A 13,293-nucleotide genomic window follows, 5' to 3' on the forward strand; every position below is an offset into this window, starting at 1 on the left:
AGGGGAGTCCGGTGTCCTTGTCCCTCGCGGCCGTCCTCGCCGATTCGGCGGGCAGGCGGCCGGATCACCCCGCGCTCGTGTTCGACGGGGAACCGTTCTCCTACCGGGAACTCTGGGCCGGGGCGAAGAGGTACGCCTCCGCGCTCCGGGACCAGGGGGTCGCCGCCGGCGACCGGGTCGTGCTGCTCCTGCCGAACACGCCGGAGTTCCCGATGGTCTACTTCGGTGCGCTGGCGCTCGGCGCGGTCGTCGTGCCGGTGCACACGTTGCTCGTCGCGGAGGAGATCCACTACATCCTCGGCGACTGCGACGCCCGGGTGCTGATCTGCGGAGCCGCCCTGCTGGAGCAGGGCGGCGAGGCCGCCGACGCGGCCGGTGTCGAAGTCCTGACGATGCTGGAGGACGTCGACACCGGCCGCGTCCGCCTCGACGTCCTCGCCGGGGCCGCGGCCGAGATCGAGCGGTACGAACCGCGCGAACCCTCGGACCTCGCGCTGATCCTCTACACCTCGGGGACGACCGGCAAACCCAAGGGCGCGATGCTGACCCATCTGAGCATCGTGCTGAACGTGGCCACCACGATGCTGTCGCCGTTCGACTTCCACGCCGACGACGTGCTGCTCGGCTGCCTGCCGCTGTTCCACACCTTCGGCCAGATCTGCGGGATGGCGACCTGTTTCCGCGCCGGCGCGACGATGGTGCTGATGTCGCGGTTCGACGCGCGTGCCGCGCTGGACCTGATGGTGGAGCAGAACTGCTCGCTGTTCATGGGCGTGCCGACGATGTACGTCGCGTTGCTGGAGGCCGCCGAGGACGAACCTCGGCGGCCTAAACTCGACCGGGCCTTCTCCGGCGGTTCGTCGTTGCCCGTGGCGCTCTTGGAGCGGTTCGAGGCCGTGTTCGACTGCCCGATCTACGAGGGGTACGGCCTCACCGAGACCTCGCCCGTGGTGGCCTACAACCAGCGCGCGTGGCCGACCCGCGCGGGCACCGTCGGCAAACCGATCTGGGGCGTGGACGTCGCCATCGCGCGTGCCGAGACCGAAGACCGGATCGACCTCGTGCCGCCGGGCGAGGTCGGCGAAATCGTCGTCCGGGGGCACAACGTGATGGCGGGCTACCTGAATCGCCCCGAGGCGACGGCCGCCGCGATCGTGGACGGCTGGTTCCGCAGCGGCGACCTCGGCTTCCTCGACGACGACGGTTATCTGTCCATTGTGGATCGCAAGAAGGACATGATCCTTCGTGGCGGCTACAACGTGTACCCCCGTGAGATCGAGGAAGTGCTGGCCAGGCATCCCGCGATCGCCCAGGTCGCCGTCGTCGGCGTGCCGGACGACCGGTACGGCGAGGAGATCTGCGCCGTCGTGGTGGCCGCTTCCGATCGGGAACCCGGGCCGGAGCTGGCGGCGGAACTCGTGGCGTGGAGCAAGAAGCGCGTCGCGGCCTACAAGTATCCGCGCCGGGTGGAGTTCCTGGACGCGATGCCGCTCGGGCCCAGCGGCAAGATCCTCAAGCGGGAGCTGGCGGACCGGCTCGGTCACTGACCCCTGTCCGACCCGCGCGCGACAGTGCCCCGGTCGTGAGTGGCGTTTCGGGTTAGAACCCGAAACGCCACTCACGACCCACTCGCCGTCTTCGGAACCGCCGCGCAGACCCCTGCCCGCACCCCGCGCGCGACGGTGAACAGGGGCACGTAGGGGTGCGAAAGGGGTCCGTTCCCGCACTAGCTTCGGAATCCCATCCTCGAACCCGAAATGCGGACCATGCGAGACGAACTGATTCTGCGAACTCGACGTGTTCGGCCGGACTGGGCCACGGTGCTGGCCGCTTTCGACGAAACCCCGGACGGGGAGCGGCGGCGGGCGCTCGCCGCGCTGGTCGTCGCCGAGACCGAAGCGGTGCTGGAGGCGAAACCGGGCGCGGGGGCCGCGGCTCCCGGCACGCCCTTCGCCGAACTCGGGTTCGATTCCCTCGCGGCCGTGGAACTGCATCGGCGGATCTCGGCGGCCACCGCGCTGGAACTGCCGGTGACGCTCGTCTTCGACCACCCGACGCCGTCGGCGCTCGCCGGTCACCTGCGTGACCTGCTCGCCGGGGAGGCCGTGGCCGAGGTCGAGGACTACCAGGCGATCGCCGACGACGAACCGATCGCGATCGTCGGCATGGCCTGCCGTTACCCCGGCGGGATCGGTTCGCCGGAAGACCTCTGGCGGCTGGTCACCGAGGGTGGGGACGCGACGTCGGACTTCCCGGCCGACCGCGGCTGGGACGTGGAGTCGCTGTACGACCCCGACCCCGGGGTGCCGGGCAAGACCTACACCCGGCGAGGCGGTTTCCTCGACGGCGCAGGGGAGTTCGACGCGGGGTTCTTCGGGATCTCGCCGCGTGAGGCGCTGGCGATGGATCCGCAGCAGCGGCTCCTGCTGGAGACGTCGTGGGAGGCCTTCGAGCGGGCGGGCATCGATCCCGCCACCTTGCGGGGGAGCGCGACCGGCGTGTTCGTCGGCGCCGAGACCCAGGAATACGGACCGCGTCTCGGTGGCGCGGAAGAGGGCCTCGAAGGCTATCTGCTGACCGGTAACGCGGCGAGTGTCGCGTCCGGCCGCGTCTCGTACGCCTTCGGGTTCGAGGGTCCGACGGTCACCGTGGACACCGCGTGCTCGTCGTCGCTGGTCGCCCTGCACCTGGCCGGGCAGGCACTGCGGCTGGGGGAGTGCCCGATCGCGGTGGCCGGTGGCGTCGCGGTGATGTCGAGCCCCGGTGGTTTCCTCGCCTTCAGCCGTCAGCGCGGGCTCGCGCCGGACGGACGCTGCAAGCCGTTCTCCGCCGCGGCGGACGGCACCGGCTGGTCCGAAGGTGTCGGCATGCTGGTGCTGGAACGGCTTTCCGACGCCCGGCGCAACGGGCACCGAGTACTCGCCGTCGTCCGCGGCACCGCGATCAACTCCGACGGCGCCAGCAACGGCCTCACCGCGCCCAACGGTGCCGCACAGCAGCGGGTGATCCGGCGCGCGCTGGCGAACGCCGGGCTCGCACCGTCCGAAGTGGACGCCGTCGAAGCACACGGCACCGGTACCGTCCTCGGCGACCCGATCGAGGCGCAGGCACTCCTGGCGACCTACGGCCGCGACCGCGAGCGCCCGCTGCTGCTCGGTTCGGTCAAGTCGAACATCGGGCACACCCAGTCGGCCGCCGGGGTGGCCGGGGTGATCAAGATGGTGCAGGCGATGCGGCACGGGGTGCTGCCCAAGACCCTGCACGCCGACGAGCCCACACCGAAGGTCGCCTGGTCGTCCGGCGCCGTCGAGCTGCTCGGCGAGACGGCCGCCTGGCCGGAGACCGGGGCACCCCGCCGCGCGGCGGTGTCGTCGTTCGGGATGAGCGGGACCAACGCGCACGCCGTCCTCGAACAGGCCCCCGCCGAGGAAGAGACCGAGCCGGCGCCGGAAGCCTGGCCCGCCTGGCTGTTCCCCGTCAGCGGCCGCGACGAGAACGCCTTGCGCCGTCAGGCCGCCCGGCTGCGTGAAGACCTGCCCGGCGACGACCTCCCGGCCGTCGCCTCCGCGCTCGCCACCACCCGGTCCGCCCTGGAGCGGCGGGCCGTGGTGACCGCTGCCGACCGCGCGGGGCTGCTGGCCGGACTGGACGCGCTGGCGGCCGGTGACGCTCTGCCGAGCCTGGTCCGCGGGACCGCGGCCGGGACGGCGCGGGTCGGGATCGTCTTCAGCGGCCAGGGCAGCCAGCGCGCGGGCATGGGTCGCGAACTGCACCGCCGGTTCCCGGTGTTCGCCGCCGCCTTCGACGACGCCTGCGGGCATCTCGACCTGCAACTGGACCGGCCGCTGGCCGAGATCGTGTTCGCCGACGAGGGCACTGAGGAAGCCGGGCTGCTGCACCGCACCGAATACGCGCAGTGCGCGCTGTTCGCCGTCGAGGTCGCGCTGTTCCGGCTGTACGAGCACTGGGGCCTGCGCCCCGATTACGTCGCCGGTCACTCGATCGGCGAGCTGGCCGCCGCGCACGTCTCGGGCATGCTCTCGCTGTCCGACGCCGCCGCGCTCGTCGCCGCGCGGGGACGCCTGATGCAGGACACACGCGAGGGTGGCGCGATGCTCGCCGTGCAGGCGACAGAGGACGAGATCCTGCCGCTGCTGGGCGACCGTCTCGCGATCGCGGCCGTCAACGGCCCGCGGTCGGTGGTCGTCTCCGGCGACGAGGCCGCGGTCGAGGAACTCGCCGCCGCGTTCGCCGGGCGCAAGACCAAACGGCTCAAGGTGAGCCACGCCTTCCACTCGCACCACATGGACGGGATGCTCGACGAATTCCGCCGGTTCGCCGAGATTCTCACCTTCCGGAAACCGGCGGTCCCGCTGGTGTCCACTGTGTCCGGTGAACTGATCGCCGAGGCGACGGCACCGGAGTACTGGGTGGAGCACGTGCGCCGCCCGGTGCGGTTCGCCGATGGCGTGCGGCGTCTGGACGAGCTCGGCGTCGACGTGCTCCTGGAGCTCGGCCCGGACGCGGTGCTGACCCCGATGGCCGCCGAGGTCCTCGACGGTGAGGGACCGGCGCTGGTGCCGAGCCTGCGCGGGTCGCGGTCGGAGGCGGAGGCGCTCGCCGCGTCGCTGGCCGAGCTGTGGGTCCGTGGCGCCGAACCCGACTGGCCCCAGGTGTTCGGCGAGCACCCGAAGGCCGATTTGCCGACTTATGCCTTCGAACGGCAGCGGTACTGGCTGATCGACCAGGACACCGCCGGGGATCCCGGCGCCTACGGTCTGGGCGACACCGGGCATCCGCTCCTGCGGGCGTCGGTCACCACGGCCGAAGACGGTGCCCTGCTGCTCTCCGGCAGGTTGTCCCCGCTCACCCAGCCTTGGCTCGCCGACCACGTCGTCGGCGGTGACGTGGTGCTGCCGGGTACCGCGCTGCTCGAACTGGCGTTGCGGGCCGCGGAGCTCGCGGGCTCCGGCGGCGTCGACGAACTGACCCTCGAAGTGCCGATGGTGCTTTCCGAAGCGGGCGTTCAGGTTCAGGTGTCGGTCCGGGACGGCAGGCTTCTGATCTTCTTCCGCGACACGGAGGACGAAGAGTGGACGCGGTGCGCTTCGGGCACCCTCGGCGCGGCGGCACCCGCTCCCGATTTCGGAGCGTGGCCGCCCGCCGGTGAGCCCCTCGACCTTTCCGATCTTTACGACCGGCTCGCCGATTCCGGCCTCGACTACGGGCCGGCGTTCCGCTGCCTGCGCGCCGCATGGCGGTCCGGTGACGACCTCTACGCCGAGGTCGCCGCCGTCCCGGAGACCCAGGGCGGGTTCGGTGTGCATCCGGCGTTGCTGGACGCGGCCCTGCACGTGCTCGAACTCGGTTCCGGGGGAGGTGGTCCCGCGGCGCTGCCGTTCGCGTGGTCCGGCGTGACCCTGCACGCACGCGGCGCCGACGTTCTGCGCGTCAAGCTCGAGAACCACGTCGCGGGTGCCGAAGCCGGGACGTACTCGGTGTCCCTGAAGGTCGCCGACGGCGCGGGCGAACCCGTCGCGTCGGTGGAATCCCTGGCACTGCGACCTCTTTCCACCGCGCCCCGCGCGCAGGACGGCGCGCTTTACGGCGTCGACTGGCTCCCGCTTCCCGGAACGCCGGGCGCCGCTGAGTACCGGCTCTACCCGGACCTCACCGCCGTCGACGACGTGCCACCGGTTGTCGCCGTCCGTTGCACCGTTCTCGAAAGCGTGCTGGACCTCGTGCAGGCATGGCTCGCCGAGGACCGGTTCGCCCCCGCCCGCCTGGCGCTGCTCACCGACGGCGCCGTCGCCACCGAAAACCCCGATCCCGCCGCGGCCGCCGTATGGGGGCTCGTGCGTTCCGCGCAGGCCGAGCACCCGGACCGGCTGGTACTGGCCGACGTCGCGGGAGAAGACGGACTCGCCGCCGGACTGGCTTCCGGGGAACCCGAGTTCGCCGTCCGCGACGGCGCGGTGCTGGTCCCCAGGCTGACGCGCGTTCCGAGCCCGGCCCCGGCCTCGTTCACCACCGGCGGCACGGTGCTGATCACCGGCGGGACCGGCGGCCTCGCCGGGCTGCTGGCCCGGCATCTGGTCGAGCGGCACGAGGTGCGCAGCCTGCTTCTCGTGAGCCGTCGCGGTACCGCGGGCCCGCTCGTCGACGACCTCACCGCGCTGGGTGCCGACGTCACCGTCGCCGCCTGCGACATCGCCGACCGCGAGGCCGTCGCGGCACTGCTCGCCGAGCATCCGGTGTCGGCGGTCGTTCACGCCGCCGGTGTGCTCGACGACGCGACCATCACGACGCTCGACCACCAGCGGCTGGCGGCCGTCCTGAGGCCGAAGGTCACCGGCGCGCTCGTCCTGGACGAACTCACCCGCGACCTCGACCTGTCGGCGTTCGTGCTGTTCTCGTCGTCCGCGGCCACCTTCGACGGCGCCGGACAGGCCAACTACGCGGCGGCCAACGCCTTCCTCGAAGCGCTCGCACTTCGCCGTCGTGCGGAAGGCCGTCCTGGCATCGCACTGGGCTGGGGTCTGTGGGCCGCCGGGATGGGCGGACGGCTCGACGAGGCGGGATTGCGCCGAATCGCCCGCTCCGGTCAGCTCGCCCTGTCCGAAGTGGACGGTCTCGCGTTGTTCGACGCGGCGCTGGCGGCGGACCGGCCGGTGCTGTTGCCGATGCGGATGGACCGCGCCGCCTTGCGCGCCCGCGCCACCGCCGAAGGACTTCCGGCCGTCCTCGGCGGACTCGTTCGGGTTACCCGCCCGGCGCCGTCGGCCGCGCCGCGCGGCGGCCTGGACGGGGTCGCCCTGCTCGACCTCGTCCGCACGACGGTCGCGGCCGTCCTGGGGCACCCGGACGCCCACGCGATCGACCCGGACCGCGCGTTCACCGAGGTCGGTTTCGATTCGCTCGCCGCCGTGGAACTGCGCAACCGGCTCATCGCGGCCACCGGGCTGAAGATCGCGCCGACCCTGGTGTTCGATCACCCGAACCCGCGTGCGGTCGCGACGTTCCTCGCCGCCGGATCCGGTCCGGTCCGGGACGACGTGCCCGCTCCGGCCGAAGCCGACGAGCCGATCGCCATCATCGGCATGGCCTGCCGCTATCCGGGCGGGGTGAGCACACCCGACGACCTGTGGCGCCTGGTCGCCGACGGGAACGACGGCATCACCCGGTTCCCCGAGAACCGCGGCTGGGACACCGACGGCGTCTACCACCCCGACGCCGACCACCGCGGCACCACCTACGTGCGCGAGGGCGGTTTCCTGCACGACGCCGGGCAGTTCGATCCGGGCTTCTTCGGGATCTCACCGCGCGAGGCGCTGGCGATGGACCCGCAGCAGCGGCTGCTGCTGGAGATCTCCCACGAAGCCGTCGAACGGGCCGGGATCGACCCGAAGTCCTTGCGCGGCAGCGGGACCGGTGTGTTCGCCGGGGTGATGTACCACGACTACGCGAGGGGGCTGAACCGCGTGCCCGACGACGTCGAGGGCTACCTCGGCAACGGGACCTCGGCCAGCATCCACTCCGGCCGGGTCGCCTACACCTTCGGGCTGGAAGGCCCGGCGGTCACGATCGACACGGCCTGTTCGTCGTCGCTGGTGGCGCTGCACCTGGCCGCGCAGGCGTTGCGGCGCGGTGAATGCTCGATGGCGCTGGCTGGCGGGGTGACCGTGATGGCCACGCCCGAGGTCTTCGTGGACTTCAGTCGTCAGCGCGGCCTCGCGCCCGACGGCCGCTGCAAGTCCTTTTCGGACGACGCCGACGGCACGGTGTGGAGCGAAGGCGTCGGGATGCTCCTGGTGGAGCGCCTTTCCGACGCCCGCCGCAACGGTCATCGCGTCCTCGCGATCATGCGGGGGAGCGCGGTCAACCAGGACGGCGCGTCCAACGGGCTCACCGCCCCGAGCGGTCCGTCGCAGCAGCGGGTGATCCGCCGGGCGCTGGCGGACGCCGGCCTCGAACCGTCCGAAGTGGACGCCGTGGAGGCGCACGGCACCGGGACGCCGCTGGGCGATCCGATCGAGGCGCAGGCGGTGCTCGCCACCTACGGCCAGGACCGGGATCGGCCGCTGTGGCTCGGGTCGCTGAAGTCGAACCTCGGCCACACCCAGGCCGCCGCCGGCGTCGGCGGGATCATCAAGATGGTGCAGGCGATGCACCACGGTGTGCTGCCCCGCACGCTCAACCTCGGCACACCGTCGACCAAGGTCGACTGGACGGCCGGGAACGTGTCCCTGCTGGCCGAGCCCGTCGCCTGGCCGGAAACCGGCGGGCCCCGGCGCGCCGCGGTCTCGTCGTTCGGGATCAGCGGGACCAACGCGCACGTCGTCCTGGAGCAGGCGGAGCCGATCGAAAAGTCCACTTCGGACACCTCGCCGCTCGGTGGTGACGTGCTGCCGTTCGTCCTGTCCGGAAAGACGTCCGCCGCCTTGGCCGCGCAGGCGGGCCGGCTCGCCGGGCACCTGACCGACGACGTCTCCCTGCCCGCCGTGGCCCGCGCGCTCGCGGTGACCAGGTCCGCGCTGGACCACCGTGCCGTGGTGGTGGCCGGTGACCGCGCCGGGCTGACCGCCGGGCTGCGCGCACTGGCCGACGCCGCCCCCGCGCCCCACGTGGTCGGTGGCGTCGCCGAGAACGGCAAGGCCGTCTTCGTCTTCCCCGGCCAGGGTTCGCAGTGGACCGGGATGGCGGTGGACCTGCTCGGCTCGTCGGCCGTCTTCACCGAAGCGATGGCCGACTGCGAGACCGCTCTGCTGTCCCATGTGGACTGGAAGCTGACGCACGTCCTGTCCGACGCGGCGGCGCTGGAACGGGTGGACGTCGTCCAGCCGGTGCTGTTCGCGGTGATGGTGTCGCTGGCCCGGCTCTGGCGGGCGTGCGGGATCGAACCCGCCGCCGTGGTCGGGCACTCGCAGGGCGAGATCGCGGCCGCGTGTGTCGCGGGCGCGCTGTCGCTGGAAGACGCCGCCCGCGTGGTTTGCCTGCGCAGCAAGGCGATCCTGGCGCTGTCCGGACTGGGCGGGATGGTGTCGGTCGCGGCATCGGAGGACCGCGTCCGGGAACTGCTGCCCGACGGTGTTTCCGTGGCCGTGGTGAACGGCCCGGCTTCCGTCGTCGTGTCCGGTGACGTCGCCGGGCTGGAGGCACTGCTCAAGCGGTGTGAACTGCTCGACGTGCGGGCGAAGCGGGTCCCGGTGGACTACGCGTCGCACTCGGCTCACGTCGACGCGATCGAACACGAGGTCGTGACGGCGCTGAGCGGAATCACACCGCGCGAAGCCGAACTTCCGATGTATTCGACCGTCACCGGAGAGCCGATCGACACGGCCACCCTCGACGCCGCCTACTGGTTCCGCAATCTCCGGGCCACCGTCCGGTTCGACCAGGCGGTGCGGCGGCTGATCGCGGACGGGTTCCGGTTCTTCGTCGAGACGAGCCCGCATCCGGTGCTGGTCGCCGGGCTGACCGAACTCGTCGAAGAGGCCGCCGTGCCCGCCGTCGCGCTCGCGAGCCTGCGCCGCGACGAAGGCGGGCCGACCCGGTTCGTCACCTCCCTGGCGGAGGCGCACGCCCACGGCCTGAGCCCCGACTGGGCCGCGCTGCTGCCCGAGGCGGGCTGGGTGGATCTGCCGCCCTATGCCTTCCAGCATCAGGAGTTCTGGCTCACCGACGCCGGGGAACCGGGCGACGCCGCCGGATTCGGTCTCGGCGCCACCGGGCATCCGCTGCTCACCGCCGCGACCGCGCTGCCGGGTTCCGGCGGGCTCCTGCTCGCCGGCCGGATCTCGACGGCCGCGCAGCCGTGGCTGGCCGACCACGCGGTGCAGGGCACCGTGCTGCTGCCGGGTACCGCGTTCGTGGAACTCGCGCTGCAGGCCGGAACCCACGCGGGCTGCGGCCGGATCGACGAGCTGACCCTCGAAGCCCCGTTGCCACTTCCCGAGCAGGGCGGCGTCCGCGTCCAGGTCGTCCTGGGGTCCGAAGTGGACGGACGCCGCGAGGTCACCGTGCACTCCCAGGCCGAATCCGGTGACGACACCTGGGTGCGCCACGCGTCCGGCTTCCTGACTTCGGATGAGAACCCGGGAGAGGGCCTGACCGAATGGCCGCCCGCCGGCGCGACGAGCGTCGACCTCGACGGCTTCTACGCCGACGCCGAGGACCAGGGGTACGGCTACGGTCCCGCGTTCCAGGGGCTGCGAGCGGCCTGGACCCTGGGTTCCGACGTCTTCGCCGAGGTCGTCCTGCCCGACGCCGAGGGCGCGGACCGGTTCGGTCTGCACCCGGCGTTGCTCGACGCCGCGCTCCACGCCCTCGGCACCGTCCGGTCCGGCGACGGCGCGGAACTGCCGTTCGCCTGGACCGGGGTGACCGTGCACGCCGTCGGCGCCACGGCGCTGCGGGTCCGGCTCGCCGTGGGGGCGGACACCGTCGCGGTGACGGCGGCCGACCCGGCGGGCGCGCCGGTCGCGACCGTCGAAGGCCTGGTCACGCGGCCCGCCGCCCTGGCCGGCTCGCGCCGCCCGGACTCGCTGTTCCGCGTCGGCTGGACGCCGGTGACCACACCGGAAGCCATCGGGACACCGACCGTCACGGTCCTGCCCGACGGCGATCTGGCCGCCCTCACCGAGGTGCCCGACGTGGTGCTGGTGCCGGTGGGCGCCGAGGACGGCGACCTCACCGAGAGCGTCCATCGCACGACCGCCCGGGTGCTGGACCTGGTCCGGACCTGGCTGGACGACGAGCGGTTCGCCGACGCGCGGCTGGTGTTGCACACCCGCGGCGCGGTCGCCGACGAGGACGTCCGCGACCTCGGGGCCGCGGCGGCTTGGGGCCTGGTCCGGTCCGCGCAGGCCGAGAATCCCGACCGGATCGTTCTCCTCGACACCGATGCCGACCTCCCGCCGGCGTTGCCCGCCGAGGTGCTGGCCACCGGTGAGGCGCAGCTCGCGTGGCGCGACGGGGAACTGCTCGTGCCGAGGCTCGCCAAGGTCTCCACCGACGGCACGCTGACCCCGCCCGAGGGGCCTTGGGTGCTGGACGCGCCCCGTCGCGGCACGCTGGAAGAACTCGCGCTCGTTCCGGCGCCCGCGGCCGCCCGGCCGCTCGCCGACGGCGAGGTCCGGATCCAGGTCCGGGCCGCCGGGATCAACTTCCGCGACGTGCTCATCACGCTCGACATGTATCCCGAGGACAACGCGGTGATGGGCAGCGAGGGCGCGGGCATCGTCACCGAAATCGGTTCCGGCGTCACCGGCCTGAAGCCCGGCGACCGGGTCTTCGGCCTGTTCGACGGCGCGTTCGGTCCGGTCGCGATCGCCGACCGGCGGACGGTCACGGAGATGCCCGTGGACTGGACGTTCGCCGAAGCGGCGGCTCTGCCGGTCGTCTTCCTCACCGCCTACTACGGGCTGGTCGACCTCGGCGGGCTCCGGCCGGCGGAGAAGGTGCTGATCCACGGCGCGACCGGCGGTGTCGGCATGGCCGCGATCCAGCTGGCCCGCCACCTCGGCGCCGAGGTGTTCGCCACGGCGAGCCCCGGCAAGTGGGAAGTGCTGCGGAGCCTCGGGTTCGACGACGAGCACATCGCCTCCTCCCGCACGCTGGACTTCGAGGACCGGTTCGGCCGGATGGACGTCGTCCTGGACTCGCTCGCCAAGGAGTTCGTCGACGCGTCGCTGCGGCTGCTGGGCGAGGGCGGGCGGTTCGTCGAGATGGGCAAGACCGACATCCGTGACGCGGACGAGGTCGCGGCCGCGCATCCCGGTGTCACCTACCGCGCGTTCGACCTGCTCGACGCCGGACGGCCGAGGATCGGCGAGATCCTGGCCGAGCTGCTGGAGCTGTTCGGCGCCGGGTCGCTCACCGTGCCCCGGCCGACGGTGTGGGACGCGCGCCGCGCGCCCGAGGTCTTCCGGTTCATGAGCCAGGCCAAGCACATCGGCAAGAACGTGCTCATTATCCCGTCCACAATGGACGAGAACGGGACGGTGCTGATCACCGGCGCCACCGGGACACTCGGCGCACTGGTCGCCCGGCATCTGGTCACCGCGCGCGGAATCCGGCACCTGCTGCTGGTCGGCCGCCGGGGCCGCGCCGCGGCCGGGATGACGGAACTCGAAGCGGAACTGACCGCCGCCGGGGCTTCGGTGACCATCGCCGCCTGCGACGCGGCGGACCGGACGGCGCTGGCCGCGTTGCTCGCCACCGTCCCGCCGGAGCATCCGCTGACCGGGGTGGTGCACGCGGCCGGCGTCCTGGACGACGGCCTCGTCGCCACGCTGACCCCCGAGCGGCTGGCGAAGGTGCTGCGGCCGAAGGTCGACGCCGCGGTCAACCTGCACGAACTGACCCGCGACGCGGATCTCGCCGAGTTCGTCCTGTTCTCCTCGGCCGCCGGCGCGTTCGGGGACGCCGGGCAGGGCAATTACGCCGCCGCCAACAGTTTCCTCGACTCGCTCGCCCGGCACCGTCGGGCGCAGGGATTGCCCGCGGTCTCGCTCGCGTGGGGTTTCTGGGCCCAGCTGAGCGGGATGACCGGCCACCTCGGTGAAGCGGATCTCGCCCGGCTCAAGCGGTCCGGGATGAGCCCTCTGTCCACTGAGGACGGATTACTGTTGCTGGACGCCGCCCGTGCCGGGTACGAACCGGCGCCGCTGCCGATGCACATCGACCTCGCCGCCCTGCGGGGCGAGGAAGTGCACTCGCTGCTGCGGGGGCTGGTGAAGGCTCCGGTGCGCCGGGCCGCCGCGGCCACCGGCACACAGACCGAGGGACTCGCCGACCGGCTGGCCGGGCTCGCCCCGGCCGCCCGCGGCCGGGCCCTGCTGGACCTGATCCGCGCGAACGTCGCCGCGGTGCTCGGCTTCGGCTCACCGGAGCAGGTCGGGGTCCGGCAGGCCTTCCGGGAGCTCGGGTTCGACTCGCTCAGCGCGGTCGAACTCCGCAACCGGCTCAACGCGGCGACCGGTCTGCGGCTGCCCGCCACGGTCGTGTTCGACCATCCGACGCCCACCGCGCTCGCCGAAACCCTCGGCGACCGGCTGGCACCCGCCGAAGAAGCCGTTGACGACGAGGTCGCCCGTATCGGCGCGGTCCTCGCTTCGGTGCCCGCCGACCGGCTCCGCGAAGCCGGCGTGCTGGACCTGCTGACCCGGCTGGCCGACCCCGGCTACCGCCCCACCGAGTCGCCCGACGGCGCGGACATCGACGAGATGGACGCCGACCGTCTGATCGCACTCGCTTTCGACGCTTCCGACCCCGCCTGACGTGAAACACCCT

The 13,293-nt window shown here is 72.6% G+C and carries 2 protein-coding genes; both read left to right on the plus strand.

What is annotated here, in order from left to right:
- The first annotated feature begins 11 nt into the window (after positions 1–11).
- Positions 12–1,547, plus strand: a complete 1,536-nt coding sequence (locus AB8M46_RS30935) for a long-chain fatty acid--CoA ligase (protein WP_394362500.1) — start codon at positions 12–14, stop codon at positions 1,545–1,547.
- 237 nt (positions 1,548–1,784) lie between these two features.
- The gene (locus AB8M46_RS30940) at positions 1,785–13,280 is read left to right on the plus strand and encodes an SDR family NAD(P)-dependent oxidoreductase (protein ID WP_394362714.1); all 11,496 of its coding nucleotides are present in this window, start codon (positions 1,785–1,787) and stop codon (positions 13,278–13,280) included.
- Positions 13,281–13,293: the final 13 nt, after the last annotated feature.

It is taken from the genome of Amycolatopsis sp. SB7-3 (assembly GCF_041021335.1).
GTDB classification, from domain to species: Bacteria; Actinomycetota; Actinomycetes; order Mycobacteriales; family Pseudonocardiaceae; genus Amycolatopsis; species Amycolatopsis japonica.